The following is a 16,683-nucleotide window of genomic DNA, read 5'->3' as shown; positions in this document are numbered from 1 at the left end:
TACAGATGGCTGTCGGATTGTGCATGGAATGCATCAGGTGTACTTGTTACGTCAAAGCTGACATCGACCAATAATTTCGGGGCGCAACGGATGTATCGACTCATTCCGGCTCCGGCTCCGGCTCCGGCTCCGGCGCCGACTTCGACTCCGACCTCGACTTCGGCACGGACCTGATGATTCGCGGCCGGAATCAGAGCACGTCCCGCGGAATCAGGGGCACGGGTGTATCTCGGGTTTCGGGCATGTGGGGCAGGGCCGGGCTGGCGTGCCGGATGCGTCCGGTTCGCTCAGGCGTCGGTCGGCCGGAGACGGTTCTGCGGTGGCCTGCGCGGCGGCGCGAGGCGGGAGACCGGAAGCCGGTCGCATTCGAGGCGGATGCGATGATCACGGACGGCCCGCAGAGTCGCGAGGAACTCCGAGCGCGGAATCTCCTGCACTCCGAGCGTGATCAGGTGCTCGGTGGTGAGCTGCGTGTCGAGGAGCACCCCGCCGGCCTGCCCGAAGCGGTCCAGGAAGTCGACCAGGGCGACCTTCGAGGCGTCCGAGGCGCGGTGGAACATGGACTCACCGCAGAAGATCCGCCCGACCAGCACGCCGTACATCCCGCCGACCAGGCGGTCGTCGTCCCAGATCTCGATGCTGTGGGCCCAGCCGCAGGCATGCAGCTCGGCGAAGCCCTCGATGAGGTCCTCGGTTATCCACTGGTGCGGGCCGTCGCGCCGGCAGTGGCGGACGACGTCCACGAAGCATTCGTTCATGGTGCTGGTCCAGGTGCTGTTGCGCAGGCGTTTGACCAGCGAGCGGCGGATCCGCATGGTGCCGGGCGCGAGCACGGTCCGCGGATCCGGGCACCACCAGGGCGGGTCCAGCAGCTCCGGGTGCCCACCGGTGATCCGGCGGCGGCGACCGCCCCGCTCAGCCGGGATCCGGGGGATCGCCCCGCGGGCGACGGCCACGCCCAGTGCCGCGCGCAGCTCGTCGGCCTCGGCGGGATCGTCGGTCGGCCACGGGAAGACCCCCTGGCGGTAGGCCCCGACCAGGGTCGCCGGGGTCATCCCACCGCCGGCGGCGACCGGCCCGTACGGCGGGGCCTGATCCAGGTACCGGGCCAGGATCGGATGGTCCCAGCCCGAGGAGGGCGGTTCGGGGCTCGGCGGGGTCAGCATCGCAGCGGACCCATCGGAGTCGGGGCCGGGGCCGGGGCCGGCGTCGGGGTCAGGTGCTGCGCGCAGTCCTGGTGGCCGAGCGCGGACAGGGTCGCCGTCAGCTCGGTCGCGGGCCGCGGCCGGCCCAGGAAGTAGCCCTGGGCCAGGTCACAGCCGTAGCTGCGCAGCTTGGCGAGCACGCTCGCACTGTCCACGCCCTCCACCACGATCCGCAGGCCCAGCGCGTGCGCGAGCCCGATCGTCGACCGGACGATCGCCTCCGCCTTCTGCCGGCGCCGCTCGGACCCGTCCTCCAGCCGCGTGACGAACGACTTGTCCAGCTTCAGGATGTCGACCGGAAGCTCCTGGAGATACGCGAGCGAGGAATAGCCCGTGCCGTAGTCGTCGACGGCGATCTTCACCCCGAGCTCGCGCAGCTCGTCCAGCACCGCGGCGGAACGCACGAGATCGCGCATCAGCGTCGTCTCGGTGATCTCCACCTCCAGCGCCGAGGGCGGCAGACCGTACTGCTGCAGCAGCCCGCGGACCTGCTCCGGGAAGGCGCGGTCGAGCAGGTCCGAGGCGGCGAGGTTGACGGCGACCGTCATGTCGACACCGCCGTCCCGCCAGCGCCGGCACTGGGCGAGCGCCAGCTCCAGCACCTCGATGGTGAGCTTGCGCATCAGCCCCGCCTGCTCGGCGAGCGGCACGAAGGCGTCCGGTGCGAGCAGGCCCCGGGTCGGGTGCCGCCAGCGGACGAGGGCCTCCACACCGTGCGGGCTCCCGGAGCCGAGATCGACCTTCACCTGGTAGTGGACCTCGATCTGGCCGGTTCCCAGGGCCGCGCGCAGTGACTCGATCATGTCGAGGCGCAGCAGCGTGTCGACCTCCGCGCCGGGCCGGTAGTAGCCGACGCCGGTCCGGCCGGCCTTCGCACCGTACATGGCGACATCCGCACGCTGGAGCAACGTCTGTGCGTCGAGTGCGTGTTCCGGGTAGAGGGCCGCGCCGATGCTCGCGCCGACGTGCAGGGTCATCCCGCCGACCTCGAACGGGCCCGACAGCGCCTGCAGCACCCGCTCGGCCACCAGCCGGGCGGCGTCGGCGTCGGCGTCCTCCAGCAGCACGGCGAACTCGTCCCCGCCGAGGCGAGCCTGTAGATCACCGGGCCGCAGGGCGCCCGAGATGCGGGCGCCGACCTCGATGAGCAGCGCGTCGCCCAGGTGGTGGCCGAACGAGTCGTTGATCTCCTTGAAGCGGTCCAGGTCGAGCAGGAGCAGTGCGGACGAGTCGCCCTGCCCGGAGTTCATCTCCATCTGGGAGAGCCGTTCGAGGAAACCCCGCCGGTTCGTCAGCCCGGTGAGATCGTCGGTGTGGGCCAGCGCCCTGCTCTCGGCGAGCTGCTGGACCTCGATGAAGGTCATCGCGGCGCGGGCGAGCGCGGCGAGCACGGTCGTCGCCGCCAGGATCACCGTCACCAGCGGAAGGTGCACGGTCGATCCGAGCACGAGCAGCGCGATCGCGACGACGCTGAGCACCAGCGGCACGGTGATGACGCTCCAGCCGGACATCCGCGCCGGTCTGCGCCAGGGCTGGCGCTGCCAGGCCGCGAACGCGGGGGTCAGCAGCGACAGCACCCAGACGATGTCCAACAGGCCGCCCTGCGTGTACTGCCCGTTCGCAATCAGGTACAGGACGTAGGAGTCGGCCAGGGCGAAGCCGCCGAGCCCGGTGCCGAGCAGCCACCACACCTGCCCCGGGCGCCAGTCCATCAGCCCGAAGGCCGTGACGACCAACAGGAGCAGCAGCAGGTCGGCGAGCGGGTAGATGAGCCCGAACACGATGGTCGCGGTGTCACCGGGATCCGCCTCCGAGATCCACGGAGTGATTCCGCTGCACAGCGCGGCCACCCCGAGGACGCCGACCAGGGCGTCGAGCCACACGCTCGGGTGAAAGCGAAGGATCCGCTGCCGCAGCAAAAGGATGACCGCGACATAACAGGCGGGGTAGAAGAGGAGCCAGCCGATGTCGGCCGCCGAGACGATGCTGTTCTCACCGCTGCCCGCACCGCCCGTGGGCTCTTCGACCACCAGGCTGAAATAGGCGCCGGCGAGACCGTAGCTGATGATCCCGGCGCCGAACAGCGCCCACGGGGCGCGCGCACCGCGCAGCAGGACCGCACGCAGGATGCACAGCAGGCCCGACACGACGATGATGGACGTCCGCAGCGCCAGGACGGCCGGCTCGTCGCTGGAGGCGCCGGCCAGCGTGAGTACCGCGTACAGCCCGGCGGCGAGCAGCAGCGAAAGCTGCGCCAGCCGGATCACACGGAATCGGCGGGGCGCTGGTGGGGAGATGTTCAACCGCCACTCGCCCGATCTCCGCAAACGGCACGGCTGGTGGCTGGCCTGGACATAGGCCAAATTCTGCTGCACGCGACCTCGTGAGCTGCAATGGGTGGTGGTCCGTGGCGGGAGGTCTGGGTGGACGTTGTCCGGGGTGGACGTCGCACGGGCGGATGCTGGTGTCGACAGCGTCGCCGCGTGGTCTGATGACGGGAGAAAACCGAGTCCCGGACGGCCGCGCCGCCTGAGAGGAGACGACGTGCGACTTGGCGTTCAGATTCCGGACTTCACCCGTCCCGCTGGGCCCGCGGACCTCGGGCCCGCGCTCGCCGAGGTCGCCCGGGAGGTGGACGCGGCGGGGTTCGACTATCTGGCGGTGATGGACCACTTCTTCCAGATCGCCTTCGTCGGCCCGCCCGAGCACGACATGCTCGAGGCCTACACGACACTCGGCTTTCTGGCGGCGAACACGAGCCGGGTCACCCTCCTGACCCTGGTCACGGGGACCGTTTACCGGGAACCGGGAGTTCTGGCCAAAATCATCAGCACCCTCGACGTGCTCTCCGGCGGCCGGGCGATGCTCGGTATCGGCGCGGCCTGGAACGAGGAGGAATCGGTCGGGCTGGGCATTCCCTTTCCGCCCGTCGCCGAGCGGTTCGAGCGACTTGAGGAGACCCTGCAGATCTGCCTGCGGATGTGGTCGGAGGACGAGAGCCCCTGGTCCGGGAAGCACTACCAGCTGGCCCGGCCGCTGAACGTTCCCGCGCCGCTCACCCGCCCGCACCCGCCGATCATGATCGGCGGTGGGGGAGAGAAGAAGACGCTGCGGCTGGTGGCGAGGTACGGGCAGGCCTGCAACCTTTTCTTCGGTCCGGAGCTGCGGCACAAGCTGGACGTCCTGCGCCGTCACTGTGACGCCGAGGGGCGCGACTACGACGAGATCACCAAGACCTGCTACTACTCGTTCGACGTGGGTCCCTCCGGCGAGAACGTCGGGCGCATCCTGGACGATCTCGGAACGCTTGCCGACCTCGGTGTCTCGGTCGCGCTCGGGAGCGTCGCCGACATCTGGGACGTCGAACCGCTGCGGATCCTGGGCGAGCAGGTGGTCCCCGCGGCCGCCAAGCTCTGACCCGGGGCCGGGCGCCGGCGGCCGAGACCAGCCGCCGGCGCCGGGCCGGGGAATCGGCGGGTCAGCCCTTCCACAGGTCGCGGACGCTGTCCGCGACCGCGGCGGCCTGCGCCCGTCCCGCCCGGGCGGCGTCGGCACGGATCGCCGGGTCGAGAATGTTCGAGCCGAACGCGGCCCGGGACGCCTCGTCCGCGGCGACCACGAGCACCCGGCTGCCCGCGCGTTCGAGGCGCCGCACCTCGGTCGGAATGCCCAGGCCGTTGACCGGGGCGAGAATCAGCACCCGTTCATGGCCCTCCGCCAGATCGGCATTGATCACGGATCGCATTCCGCCGTCGACATACCGGCGGTGGTCCACGGTCACCGGCGGAAACACGCCGGGCAGTGCGGAGCTCGCCGCCACCGCGTCGACCAGGTGGACTCCCGAGTCGCGGTCGAACGCCACCCAGTCACCCGTTTCGGCCTCCACCGCCACCACCATCAGGCGACGGCGAGGCCATTCGCGCACGGGCAGCCGGCCGGCCACGATCTGCCAGCGATCCTCTTCTGAGGGGACCGCGGCAGTCAGCGCGTACGCACCGATCCGGGCCCGGGCGTCGCGTGCGCCCCGAGAGCCCGCGGTGACCTGAGCAAGGGTCGACATGAGTTCGCTGTAGTCGAATTCGACGGTCGGTTCAGCGGCCGGGTCGGCGGGAGCCAGCTGCCGTGAATACAGCAGGTCCAGGTCCGCGCCACTGCTGATCATCGTGCCCACGGCAGATCCTGCCGAGGTTCCGACGACCAGATCGGCATCGGTCACATCGATGCCCGCCTCCGCGAGACCGACCAGCAGGCCGATCTCCCAGGCGATGCCGGCCACGCCTCCGCCGCCGAGGACCAGCGCGTGCCGCATCCAACACACCTCTCCGCGACGGCCCTCGTCAGGGCGCGTCGCTTTCAGAAGGGCTTTTGGGAAGTACGCACCGGAGGTGGCAAGCCACCGCCGAAATCACCCGACAGTGCCATGCCATTGCGGCATGGAGATCGCTGCGGTGTAGATAAAGGGGCGGTGACCAGGCTCGATCGACGGCGGCCCGCCTGTGCTTTAGAGCAAGTGCGGCGGGCGGCCGTAGGGGAGCCTTCTCCAGTCGGGTTCGGTGCGAATCGTGTCGCGGCCTCCGGATCCGCATCGTGAGGGGGTGTCGGGGTTCACGTCCCGGGATAGCCGATCCGGGTCTGCAGTGCCAGGGTGACATTGCCAGGGTGACATTCCGGGGCAGGTCACCATGCCGAACATCGGAGCATCTTCGGGAGGTCATATGACCGCGGCCATTGACCGGACGTCCCTGGCGCGAAACGAGCACTTCACATTTCGGGCGAACCATGGCGTGGGGCGGCACGGCTGGCTTCGCCTCACCCCCGCGTTCGGGGTTCGGCTCGTGCGGGCCCGGCTACGCGCGCTGCCCGCCGGATCGGTCGTCACGGACCCCTTCTCGGGGACCGGAACCACGCCGCTGGCCGCGGCCGAGCTCGGGCACCTCGGTCAGAGCACCGACGTCAACCCGTTCCTGGTCTGGCTGGGCCGGGCGAAGGTCCGCCACTACCCGCACGACACCCTCGAGCAGGCCAGTGCCGCGGCCCGGGACGTGGCGGCCGGCGCCGCTCGCAGCGATCGGGACAAGGCGCTGTGGCAGCCGGACATCCACCGGATCGAGCGCTGGTGGGGACCCGGTGAGCTGCAGGCGCTGCGAGCGCTACGGGCCGAGATAGACGCCTTCAGCGGTCCGGTCGCGGACCTGCTCCAGATCGCGCTGTGCCGGGTGCTCATCTCCGTCAGCAACGCGGCCTTCAACCACCAGTCGATGTCCCTGCGCGCTCGCGCCCCGGCAGCGGAGGCCGCGATCTCACGGGCCGCGATCGCGCGGGCCGCGATCGCGAGATGGGAGGCCGAGGCCACGGACCTCATCGAGTCGGCCCGCCTCGACCTGCCCGGCACGGCGGCCGTCCACGAGGGGGACTCGCGCGGATGCCCCGCCCGGCTGCGCCCGGCCGACCTGGTGCTTACCAGCCCGCCCTACGTGAACCGGATGTCCTACATCCGGGAGCTGCGGCCCTACATGTACTGGCTGCGCTTCCTCGACCGCCCCGTGGAGGCCGGGCAGCTCGACTGGCGCGCGATCGGCGGCACGTGGGGCAGCGCGACGTCGAGGCTGCGGACCTGGCTGCCGAGCACGTGCACGCCGGTCGACGACGAGCTCGACGCCGTGTGCGCGCGCATCGCCGCCGCCGACGACCGGAGCGGGCCGCTGCTGGCCGCGTACGTCCGGAAATACCACCACGACATGTGGCTGCACTTCCAGGCCAGCACCGGTCTCGTCCGGCCCGGCGGGCGGATCTCCTATATTGTCGGAAACTCCACCTTCTACGGTCACGTTGTACCCGCGCAGGACTGGTACGCCCGTATGCTGCGCGAGCTCGGCTATGTTGGTGTAGAGGTCGAGGTAATACGAAAGAGGAATTCGAACAAGGCTCTCTTCGAGTTCGATGTCCGGGCCTTCCGTCCGTGACATGCCTGGTACGGACCGACCCACCGACAAGTCCGTCGGACGGCCGTCGTCCGGCCGCCTGCGATTATCCTCGGGATGGCAGGGAAAAATGATTCCGGCGGAAGCGGGGCGGACAGATATCAGGTGACGACCACCACGACCAGAACACCACCGAAATCGACACCCGCGACCCGGGTCGCCGTCATCGTCGCCGAGGTCGCCGCGCCGGCGGTGCTCGTCACGGCGCTGCTCGCGCTCATCGCCTGGCACGACGCGCCGGACCCCGCGCACGCCCTGCTCTGGGGCGCCGTCTCCATCCTGTTCGGAACGGTCATCCCGATGGCGTTCATCTTTCACGGGGTGCGGCAGCGCCGATGGTCCGGCCACCACGTTCCCGAACGCAGCAAACGGATGGCGCCGATGCTGTTCGGCTGCGCGTCGGTGAGCGCCGGCTGCTTTCTGCTGGCGGTGCTGGGCGCACCGCGGAATCTGGTCACCGTGTACGCGGCGATCATCGTCGAGGCGCTGATTCTCACGGTGATCACGAAGTTCTGGAAGATCAGCGGACATGTGGCGGCGGCGGCCAGCTGCGCCACCGTCGTCCTTTTCGTGTTCGGCCCGGCCTTCGTGTTCGGCTGGCTGCTGGTCCCGGTCGTGGCATGGGCGCGGGTACAGGCCCGGACCGCCCGCCTGGCCGAAGGCCCGGCGGAGGGCCAGGACCTCGCAGCGGATCACGACGAGCTTGACGGTCACACCCCGGCGCAGGCCGTCGCCGGCGCGGTGGTGGCCGCGGTGACGGTCACGGCCGCCTACCTGCTCGTCGGCGCCAGGTAGCGGGCTGCCCGGCGGGACGTCGCTTCGGGACGTCGCTTCGGGACGGTTGCTTCGGGACGTCAGCTGCTGGGCGGGTTGACGGCGGCCTGGACGGCGACGAACGCGGCGACGGCGAGCACGAGGTACGCGAAGGACCTGCGCAGGCGGTCGGCGGGCAGGTTGGCACCGAACCGTCCGGCCAGCAGCGAGCCGATGATCGCGGTGGCGGTGAACGCGGCGGTGATGCCGTGGTCGAGCGTGGCGTCACCGGCATGGGCGGCGAAACCGGCGGCGGAGTTGATGACGAGGACAGCCAGGGAGGTGCCGACCGCCAGGGGCATGGGCAGGCCGAGGAACAGGACCAGCGCGGGGATGACGAGGAAGCCGCCGCCGACGCCGAACAGGCCGGTGAGGAACCCGACGGTGATGCCGGTCGCGATGGCTTTGGGCAGGCAGCCGCGCCAGTTGACGCCGCCATCGGGCCGGGCGCAGTCGCCACCGGCCTCGGTGTCCCCGTGCAGCAGGCGGGCCGCGGCGACGACCATGACGGCCGCCAGCCCGATCAGGACGACGCGGGGGTCGAGCAGCCGGTTGAGGGCCGCGCCGCCGAACGCCGCCAGCGCGCCGGCGGTGCCGACGACCGCGGCGATGCGCCAGCGGACCTGGCCGGCACGCAGCCGGGGCAGCAGCCCGGTGGCGGACGAGATCCCGACCACCACCAGCGAGGTCGGCACGGCGGCCTTCACCGACAGTCCGGCTCCGTAGACGAGGGCGGGGACGGCCAGGATGCCGCCGCCACCGCCGAGCAGGCCGAGCAGGATTCCGATCGCCGCACCGAGGCCCAGCGCGGCGATCACGGCCGCGGGCCGCCCAGGGCCGCGATGACGCCGCCGATGTCGAGGCGGGGGCCGCGGTTGTAGGGGAGCTTCGCCAGCAGCATCGCCATCGTGCAGGTGTTCGTCAGGGCCGCCACGGTCAGGCCGGTGCCGATCCCCGCCGCGACCCACTTCGCGCGTGGGAGCACCGTGCTGGCCACGACCGAGCCGAGCACGAGGGAGCCGGCGAAGAGGCGGACCTGCCGTTCGAGCTCCCAGCGGGGCCGGCCGGCGCGCACTGGGGCGTCCAGTGACTGCCAGGCGCCCATCCCACCGGTGAGGATCCGCGGGTTCGCCACGCCCGCCGCGGCGAGGTCCGCGGCGGCCGCGGTGGCACGCTGCCCGGAGCCGCAGACGAGCACGACATGGTCGTCGAGGTGGGTGCGCAGGTCGCTGAGGTGGGCGCGCAGCAGGTCGAGCGGAACGTTGTGCGAGCCGGGAATGTGGGCCGTCTCGAACTCGCCCGAGGTGCGTACGTCGACCAGCCGCGGCGGCCGCGCCGTGGCCATCAGCTGCGCCAGGGTGGCCGCGTCGATCGTGGCGGGGCTCCCGCCGGCGGTGGGGGCGTTGCGGGTCATCGGATCTCCGTTTCGTCGTTGACGATGGTCAGGCCGGCCTCGGCGGCGGCGGGAAAGTCGTCGTCGAGATGCACCACCTGGCGGCCGGCACGTTGCAGCAGGCTGGCGGCGACCGCGGCGCGGTACCCGGATCCGCAGTGCACCCAGACGGTGCCGGCGGGGATCTCGTCGAGCCGGGCCGGCAGGTCGGGCAGGGGGATGTGCACGGCGCCGTCGAGGCGGCCGGCGCGCCACTCGTTGCCCAGGCGCACGTCGAGCACGACATCCGGCGCCGGCAGCGGCGGTGACGGTGACGGCGGCGGTGACGGCGGCAGCAGCGGCAGCGGAAGCCCGGGCGGGACGGTTCCGCGGCGGGCGGCGGCGAGGTCGGCGAACGTGGCGGTGGCGAGCCGGGCGAGGTGCTGCTCCTCGCCGGCGGCCCAGTGGTCGGGATCGCCGCTCGCGGCGGCGGCGGGCCGGTCGATGCCGATGCGGGCGAGTTCGCGCTGGGCGTCGGCGACCTGCCGCTCGCTTTCGCCGAGCAGGGTGATCGGCGTGCCCCAGGGGACCAGCCAGCCCAGCCAGGTGGACATCGGTCCGTCCAGGCCGAAGCTCAGCGTTCCGGCGAGGTGCCGGTGCGCGAACGCCCTGCGCGAGCGCAGGTCGACCACCCACTCGCCGGCGATGATCCGCTCGCGCAGCTCGGCCGGGTCGGCCGGGCGGGCCGGGGTTAGATCGACCGGCGCGGCACCGTCGGCGTTACGGGCACCCATGTGCGCGTAGTAGGCCGGGTAGACGTCGAGCCCGGCGAGGACCTCGGTGACGAACGCGTCGCTCTCCAGCCGCAGCGCGGGATTGACCTGCCGTTCCCGGCCGATCGTGGAGGCACGGGCGTCGGACTGGGTGGCGGAGCAGAAGCTGCCGAACCCGTGGGTCGGCCAGATCCGCGTGCCGTCGGGCAGCAGGTCGGCGAGACGGCGCGCCGAGGCGTGCTGCTGCGCGGCGAGGGTGTGGGCGTGGCGCTGGCCGAGCAGGTCGGTGCGGCCGGTGGTTCCGAACAGCAGCGACCCGCCGGTGAACACCCCCACCGGCCCGCCGGTGCCGTCGAGGACGTACGACAGGTGGTGGAACGTGTGCCCGGGTGTGGCGACCACCCGCAGCCGTATCGCGCCCGACACCGCGATCTCGTCGCCGTCGGCGACAGGAAGGCGGTCGAAGCCCACCACGTCGCTGGCCGCGACCAGGTACCGGGCGCCGGTGATCCGGGCCAGGGCGAGCCCGCCGGAGACGTAGTCGTTGTGCAGGTGCGTCTCGGCGACGTGGGTGACCCTGACCCCGAGCCGCCCGGCCAGGGCGAGGACCCGGTCGATGTCACGCTGCGGATCGACGACGACCGCGACCTGCCCGTCGTGCGCCAGGTAGCTGCGATCACCCAGCGACGAGGTCTCCACGACCTGGACGTCGATCCGGAGCTCCGCTCCCACGGTCATCGGCTTTTCCCTTCGGCTCGTCTGGTCGTCTGCTCATCTGCTCGCTGGTCATGCCTGCTCGTGCTCGCTGGTCGTGCCTGGTCGCTGATGTCGAGGTGGTGCCGGGTGCGGCCGGGGCAGCGGCTCGCCGGGGCCCCGCGGAGTGCGGGCCGGCACCTGACCGGTGCCCGGCGACGGCCGTGACGGCACCCACCGATGCCCGGCGGGACGGCTCCAACACGCCGGGCCGTCGCCGCCGCACCCCGGACGGGCGCCCCCATACCCGGGGGGGTATCTGCGGAACCTGGTACCGCCCGCCCAGTGCCACACCGCGCGGGTGGCCGGTGCCACACCGCGCGGGTGGTGGGACTGCCTCGCGGTTCCACCGCCCGCACGGCCCCGGGAGCGCCCCGGTACGGGCGTCAGGACAGGGCCATGAACAGCCTCTCCAGTTGATCCTCCGTCAGCGGTGGCTGCTCGCCGCGTTCGCGTGCGGCCTGGCACTGGCGCATTCCGGTGGAAATGATTTTGAAGCCCGCCTTGTCCAGCGCCCGTGACACCGCCGCGAGCTGCGTCAGCACCCGCTCGCAGTCGTCACCGTTCTCGATCATGCCGATGACGGCGCCGAGCTGACCGTGGGCGCGACGCAACCGTGTCAGCGCGTCCGACAGGATCGCGGCGTTCATCTCCACCAGGCCCCACCTCCACGGCGAGGGTACCCCCCGGGGTACCTGGGCCGTCTCGCTACGGAACGGTGGGAAAGGCAACAGGTGCTGGTGCCGGTGTCGGCGTGAGCATCGCCGCGAGGGTGGCCATGGTGCCGGGCACGGGGCGGTAGTAGGCCCACACGCCGCGCTTCTCGCGGGTGATCAGACCGGCGTCGACGAGGACCTTGAGGTGATGGCTGACCGTGGGCTGGGTCAGGCCGAGCGGCTCGGTGAGCTCGCAGACGCAGGCCTCACCGCCGTCACGTGCGTAGATCATGGACAGCAGTCGCAGTCGGGTGGGCACGGCGATCGCCTTGAGGACGGTGGCGAGCCGCTCGGCGTCCTCGACGGACAACGGCTCGCGGGCCAGTGGCCCGCAGCAGGCCGAGAGCGCTCCCGTTGGTGCTCCCGTGAGCTCGGGGGCCTCGGTGCGAGGGGCGAGGGCGGGGCTCGCGGCCGGCGGGGGTGTCGTCGCCATGGGTCCCAGCATGCCCCAGGACATTGACAGTCGTCTATGTGGTCGGTCATCCTCTGCTCATCCAGACATAGACGGTCGTCGATGTGATCGTGGGGGTTCGTGATGGAGCGGGTGCAGCTGGCGCTGAACGTCTCGGATGTGGACGCGGCGGTGGAGTTCTACCGGAGGCTGTTTGGGGCCGAGCCGGCGAAACGGCGGCCGGGGTACGCGAACTTCGCGATCGACGCGCCGCCGTTGAAGCTGGTCCTGATCGAGAACCCGGCGGCGCGTGGTGCCGGGGTCGCCGGGGCGCTCAACCACCTGGGCATCGAGGTCGGGACGTCCGACGAGGTGTCCGCGGCCACCGCGCGCCTCGCCGGGGCCGGGCTGGCGACGGCGGTGGAGGAGAACACGGCCTGCTGCTACGCCCTGCAGGACAAGGTGTGGGTCGACGACCCGGACGGCGCGCCGTGGGAGGTCTACACGGTGCTCGCCGACGTCGCCGAGACGACCCGTCCAGGTGCGACGCCGTCGGCCGCCGAACGTGCGGAGCGTGCCGGGGGCCCGGGCTCCGCCTGCGACTGCGGCCCGATCTGCGCGCCAGACGCCACCGCATCCACCGCAGTCGGCACAGTCACCGCAACCACCGCATCCACCGCAGTCGGCACAGTCACCGCAACCACCGCATCCACCGCATCCACGGCGGAGCCGGGACCGGCCTCGACCGGCTCCTGCTGCTGAACCCGCCGCCCGTGACGAACGCATTGGCGGGCCATCCGCCGCTGGTACGGCCGCCGCTGGCACGACGGCTGCTCGCCGAGGCGCTGGGCGGCCTGCTGCTGGCGGCACTGGTCGTCGGTTCCGGAATCGCCGCGCAGCAGCTGAGCCCGGGCCAGGTCGGCCTGCAACTGGTCGAGAACGCCGCGGCGACCGCCGCCGGCCTGTACGCGATCATCCTGATGGTCGGGCCGGTGTCCGGCGCCCACCTCAACCCGGTCGTCACGGCGGTCGACGCCGCGTTCGGTGGCCTGCCGTGGCGGGACGCCGCCGCCTACCTGCCCGCCCAGGCCGCCGGCTGCTGCGGAGGCGCGATCCTGGCGAACCTGATGTTCGACGGCCCGGCGGTGTCGATCTCTACGCACCACCGGGCGTCGGGAGCACACCTGCTCGCCGAGGTCGTCGCCACCGCCGGGCTGATCCTGCTGATCTTCTCGCTGACCCGGACCGCCCGCGCGGAACGGGCACCGGCCGCGGTCGGCGCCTACATCGGCGCCGCCTACTGGTTCACCAGCTCCACCAGCTTCGCGAATCCCGCGATCAGCCTCGGACGGATGCTCTCCGACACGTTCGCCGGTATCGCCCCCGCATCCGTCCCGCCCTTCGTCGTCGCCCAGGTCGTTGGTGGCCTGGTCGGCTACTGCCTGGTCCGCGTGCTCTACCCACTGGCGTCTGCCGGGCGGTGAGCAGGCGGTTTCCCACACCGTGAAAGGACTGAGCCATCCGTGCCCGAGAAACCGTCGATCCTGTTCGTCTGCGTGCACAACGCCGGCCGTTCCCAGATGGCCGCCGGCTTCCTCACCCACCTCGCCGGCGACCAGGTCGAAGTCCGTTCCGCCGGCTCAGTTCCGGCAACTGAGGTCAACCCGGTAGCCGTGGCGGCGATGGCCGAGATCGGCATCGACATCGCCGCTGCGACACCGAAGATCCTCACCGCCGACGCGGTCGCGACCTCGACCCTGGTCATCACCATGGGCTGCGGCGACACCTGCCCGGTCTTCCCCGGCATCCGATACGAGGACTGGAAGCTCGACGACCCCGCCGGCCTTGACGTCGACGCCGTCCGCCCGATCCGCGACGCGATCCGCGCCCACGTCGAAACGCTTCTGAACGAACTTCTGCCCACCGGCTGAGGCCATGAGCGGTTACCCGCGATGGCCTGACATTCATGCCGAACAGTCCGCCCGGCCCGCCGATGGGAGGTCTTGGAGGAGGCGCATCCGGACACGTTGACGGCGCCGGGGAGCTGGACGGTAGGCGCGGGCGACCGGCTATTCACCGCCGCGTCGCTTCGCCAGCTCGATCGTGACTCGTCGGCCCGGCCCGGTGGAAGTGCGGACCTCACCGGCGAGCGCGTTCAGCACGGTCCAGGCGAACGTGTCCCTCGACGGCGGCTCACCGTCGAGGCTGTCGACCGAGACGGTCACCCTCAGGACGCCCGGCGACAGCGTGAAGACGCATTCCAGGGACGATTCGGGGACCGCGGAGACCAGCAGAAGGGCGCAGGCCTCGTCCACGGCGATCCGCAGATCCTCGATGTCGTCGAGGGTGAAGTCCGCCCGCGCGGCCAGGGACGCGGTCGCGGTGCGAAGGACGACCAGGAAAGCTCCGGTGGCGGGGATGGTGAGCTGCACGACGTCGCGCGGACCGTCACCGTGGCCGTCGCCGGAGCTGCCATCGCCATCGCCATCACCATCGCCGGCGGCTGGAGGTGCCGTATCCATGTTCCGCTCCCAGCGCTGGGCCGTTCCGGCTTAGAGATCCGTCGCCGGTGTCGAGTTCGAATTGTCCGCCGTCCGCCGGGCACATTCCCACAGCGGGCCGTCGCATACATCATCAGACCGATCCGGCCGGCAACAGCCCAGTGGGGTCAGACGGGTTCGGGAGAGGTGCACCCGCGCAGGCGGTTGACGACGAGATCGGCATGACCAGGCCTGGTCTCCTCGGCGCTGTCGATGGACGTACAGACGAACCGCCACCGGGCTGGACCGGCGCCGCGGAACCGGGCCTTGCTGCGGTCTTCGAGGACGGCGATGCCACCTCGGGTGTCGCCGGTGAGCGAGTAGACGGTCGGATCGCCCTCTGTGTCGAGCGCGGTGCTTTCCAGCACTGCTGCCCGCCGGGCGGCGACCGCCTCGACGAAGCACCGTCGGGCCTCCCCGGCGGCCAGGCTGCGTGGCCCGATCCGCTCGCTCCCACAGTCGACGACGGCGGCCCCGACGACGGTGCCGCCGCTGGGCACCGAGGGCAGGACCTGCGGCTGAGTGGGCTCGCCCGAATTTTCGCAGCCAGTCAGCGCAAGAGCCGCCACAAGAGAGGCAAGAGCACCGACAACGGTCAGCTTGCGATCAATGTCCCTTGACGTCATGGCTTTTGGACGCACGCGCGGGCATCGCGGTTCACCCTGCTGTTCGACGTGCTGTTCGACGTGCGACGGCGGCTCGGGCACCGTTCACCGAACCTGACGGCGGAGGGCCTGCACCCATTCTGATGCGGGACGCTACGAGGAGCGCCGGACGGCGATGGTGCCGGTACATGGGCGAGGGATGCAAGGCCGTCTGACGGGGCTACGCGGGCCCCTTGCCCCTTCCCCGGCGGGATCGTCGTGCGTATCGCGGGGGAACGGCGCTCATGCCTGAGGCCAAGACCTTCTGGCGTGATCAGAGGTCCAGTAGGAATTCGTGATGGTCTCCCCAGCCGTTCGGCCTGCGGTACATCACAGGACGCCGAAAGCCGATTGACTGCGCCCACACCAGCCATACTGAGTCCGTGGATCCGGTGATACGTCCTCTGCTCGCCGCGGATGTGGAAGAGGTCGTTGCATTCTCGGTGGATGCATGGGGCCCGGTTTTCGCGTCGGTCGAACAGGTGCTTGGGCGTGCCGTCTTTCTTCGGGTATGGCCGGACTGGCCCGTTTCTCATGCGGAGTTCGTGCGCGGGGTCTGCCTGGGGGATAAGGCCAGGGTCTGGGTGGCGGACGTCGACGAACACGCCGCCGGTTTCGTCGCTGTCATCATTGATCGGGAGCTGAGCAGGGGCGAGATCGAGGTTATCGGCGTGGATCCGCGCCATCAGCGGAAGGGGATCGCGGATGCCTTGATGACGCAAGCCATCGAGTACATCCGAAGATCTGGATGCCGCGTTGCCATCGTCGAGACCGGCGGTGATCCGGGTCATGCTCCCGCGCGAGCCACCTACGAAAGCGCCGGTTTCACGGCACTGCCCATGGTCCGGTACCACAGGAGTCTCTGAGGTAGTCGTTACGCGACAAGCGCTGTCTCAGGCGCAACGCCGTGATTGCCTGACGGCATGGAGTTCACCCGCGCTGTCCGGGGAGCGTGGCGTTCTCGCGTTGTCTCCCGGTTTTGGCCGGCGTGCCTCTGCTCGTTTTCGGCTGCCACCGGCGCACGCGGCGGATGCCCCGCGGTTCCCTGCGCGGTGTCTCGGCCGATTCCGGGACGCTGTCGGCCGGTGTCGTTCCTCGAACATCTCGGGATCGTCTACGTCGTGCGGGCTGCGACGCGCCCGGCGAGCACGGCCAGGCGCAGCCGGCCGCGCGGCGCAACCCGCACCACGGCTTGATCAATAAAGGGACTGATCCGGCTGCCTGCGGTCGGCGTTCGACGCGCCAGACGTCTACGTCGGTGGGACCAACGACCGGACGAGGTGACGGCACTGGCCGGTGAGCGCCTGCTCCCGCGGCCCTCGGAGGTCGCGACGATGCTCGACCGGGTACGGCGAAGATCTACGAACCGCTGGCCACGAACCAACTCGCCCGGGCACCGATCGGACCGGCAAGCCACCCCAAAACCCCGGCTACCCAAGAGCGCCGGCCACCCGGGGGGCTTGGGGGGTCGCCCCCCCAACAAACTGACACGACG

At 70.9% G+C, this 16,683-nt stretch carries 17 protein-coding genes; 7 read left to right on the top strand and 10 right to left on the bottom strand.

Annotation, left to right across the window (positions count from 1 at the left end; all coding sequences use genetic code 11):
• Positions 1-287 precede the first annotated feature (287 nt).
• Together aat and AWX74_RS26375 are read right to left on the bottom strand one after the other, a co-directional pair.
• The gene (gene aat / locus AWX74_RS26380; RefSeq protein WP_091282495.1) at positions 288-1,166 is read right to left on the bottom strand and encodes a leucyl/phenylalanyl-tRNA--protein transferase; all 879 of its coding nucleotides are present in this window, start codon (positions 1,164-1,166) and stop codon (positions 288-290) included.
• On the bottom strand, positions 1,160-3,472 hold the full coding sequence (locus AWX74_RS26375) for a putative bifunctional diguanylate cyclase/phosphodiesterase (protein ID WP_397312532.1): 2,313 nt from the start codon (positions 3,470-3,472) through the stop codon (positions 1,160-1,162). The genes aat and AWX74_RS26375 overlap by 7 nt, the downstream gene beginning before the upstream one ends.
• 277 nt (positions 3,473-3,749) lie before the next feature.
• Between AWX74_RS26375 and AWX74_RS26370 the strand changes: the two genes are divergently transcribed.
• Positions 3,750-4,622 carry an LLM class F420-dependent oxidoreductase gene (locus AWX74_RS26370; RefSeq protein ID WP_091282490.1) on the top strand — a complete coding sequence of 291 codons (873 nt, stop codon included), beginning with the start codon at positions 3,750-3,752 and terminating at the stop codon, positions 4,620-4,622.
• Positions 4,623-4,683: 61 nt separating this feature from the next.
• Here the strand turns inward: AWX74_RS26370 and AWX74_RS26365 are convergent, their stop codons facing one another.
• Positions 4,684-5,514, bottom strand: a complete 831-nt coding sequence (locus AWX74_RS26365) for a patatin-like phospholipase family protein (RefSeq protein WP_091282487.1) — start codon at positions 5,512-5,514, stop codon at positions 4,684-4,686.
• Positions 5,515-5,920: 406 nt separating this feature from the next.
• Between AWX74_RS26365 and AWX74_RS26360 the strand changes: the two genes are divergently transcribed.
• Together AWX74_RS26360 and AWX74_RS26355 are read left to right on the top strand one after the other, a co-directional pair.
• Entirely contained in the window at positions 5,921-7,168 is a 1,248-nt protein-coding gene (locus AWX74_RS26360) for a TRM11 family methyltransferase (RefSeq protein WP_091282484.1), read from the top strand.
• Positions 7,169-7,291: 123 nt separating this feature from the next.
• On the top strand, positions 7,292-7,981 hold the full coding sequence (locus AWX74_RS26355) for a hypothetical protein (RefSeq protein ID WP_242666429.1): 690 nt from the start codon (positions 7,292-7,294) through the stop codon (positions 7,979-7,981).
• 59 nt (positions 7,982-8,040) lie between these two features.
• Here the strand turns inward: AWX74_RS26355 and AWX74_RS26350 are convergent, their stop codons facing one another.
• The 5 genes from AWX74_RS26350 to AWX74_RS26330 all read right to left on the bottom strand — a co-directional run bounded on the left by AWX74_RS26350 (position 8,041) and on the right by AWX74_RS26330 (position 12,046).
• Entirely contained in the window at positions 8,041-8,817 is a 777-nt protein-coding gene (locus AWX74_RS26350; RefSeq protein WP_091282479.1) for a sulfite exporter TauE/SafE family protein, read from the bottom strand.
• Positions 8,814-9,413, bottom strand: a complete 600-nt coding sequence (locus AWX74_RS26345) for a rhodanese-like domain-containing protein (RefSeq protein ID WP_091282476.1) — start codon at positions 9,411-9,413, stop codon at positions 8,814-8,816. The genes AWX74_RS26350 and AWX74_RS26345 overlap by 4 nt, the downstream gene beginning before the upstream one ends.
• On the bottom strand, positions 9,410-10,882 hold the full coding sequence (locus tag AWX74_RS26340) for an MBL fold metallo-hydrolase (RefSeq protein WP_091282473.1): 1,473 nt from the start codon (positions 10,880-10,882) through the stop codon (positions 9,410-9,412). Before AWX74_RS26340 ends, AWX74_RS26345 begins: the two co-directional genes overlap by 4 nt.
• Before the next feature lie 401 nt (positions 10,883-11,283).
• Positions 11,284-11,547 (bottom strand): metal-sensitive transcriptional regulator, encoded by a 264-nt coding sequence (locus AWX74_RS26335; protein WP_226932836.1) that lies wholly within the window; start codon positions 11,545-11,547, stop codon positions 11,284-11,286.
• 58 nt (positions 11,548-11,605) lie between these two features.
• Complete coding sequence (locus AWX74_RS26330) at positions 11,606-12,046, bottom strand: ArsR/SmtB family transcription factor (RefSeq protein WP_091282662.1); 441 nt, start codon at positions 12,044-12,046, stop codon at positions 11,606-11,608.
• Between the two features lie 102 nt (positions 12,047-12,148).
• On the opposite strand from AWX74_RS26330, the gene AWX74_RS26325 reads away from it, so the two are divergent.
• Genes AWX74_RS26325 through AWX74_RS26315 form a run of 3 tightly spaced genes read left to right on the top strand, consistent with a single transcriptional unit; the run spans position 12,149 to position 13,935 of the window.
• Positions 12,149-12,766, top strand: a complete 618-nt coding sequence (locus AWX74_RS26325) for an ArsI/CadI family heavy metal resistance metalloenzyme (RefSeq protein ID WP_091282469.1) — start codon at positions 12,149-12,151, stop codon at positions 12,764-12,766.
• An 11-nt stretch (positions 12,767-12,777) separates the two neighbouring features.
• Positions 12,778-13,488 carry an aquaporin gene (locus AWX74_RS26320; RefSeq protein ID WP_091282466.1) on the top strand — a complete coding sequence of 237 codons (711 nt, stop codon included), beginning with the start codon at positions 12,778-12,780 and terminating at the stop codon, positions 13,486-13,488.
• A 39-nt stretch (positions 13,489-13,527) separates the two neighbouring features.
• Positions 13,528-13,935 (top strand): arsenate reductase ArsC, encoded by a 408-nt coding sequence (locus AWX74_RS26315; RefSeq protein ID WP_091282464.1) that lies wholly within the window; start codon positions 13,528-13,530, stop codon positions 13,933-13,935.
• Between the two features lie 138 nt (positions 13,936-14,073).
• Here AWX74_RS26315 and AWX74_RS26310 read toward each other — a convergent pair whose 3' ends face one another.
• Both AWX74_RS26310 and AWX74_RS26305 read right to left on the bottom strand, forming a co-directional pair.
• Positions 14,074-14,526 carry an anti-sigma factor gene (locus tag AWX74_RS26310; protein ID WP_091282461.1) on the bottom strand — a complete coding sequence of 151 codons (453 nt, stop codon included), beginning with the start codon at positions 14,524-14,526 and terminating at the stop codon, positions 14,074-14,076.
• 146 nt (positions 14,527-14,672) lie between these two features.
• Positions 14,673-15,044, bottom strand: a complete 372-nt coding sequence (locus tag AWX74_RS26305; RefSeq protein WP_091282458.1) for a hypothetical protein — start codon at positions 15,042-15,044, stop codon at positions 14,673-14,675.
• 527 nt (positions 15,045-15,571) lie between these two features.
• Here AWX74_RS26305 and AWX74_RS26300 point away from each other — a divergent pair.
• On the top strand, positions 15,572-16,054 hold the full coding sequence (locus AWX74_RS26300) for a GNAT family N-acetyltransferase (RefSeq protein ID WP_091282454.1): 483 nt from the start codon (positions 15,572-15,574) through the stop codon (positions 16,052-16,054).
• The last annotated feature ends 629 nt before the right edge of the window (positions 16,055-16,683 follow it).

The organism is Parafrankia irregularis (assembly GCF_001536285.1).
In the GTDB taxonomy this organism is placed as follows: Bacteria; Actinomycetota; Actinomycetes; order Frankiales; family Frankiaceae; genus Parafrankia; species Parafrankia irregularis.
This window is presented reverse-complemented; position numbering and strand designations above follow the sequence as displayed.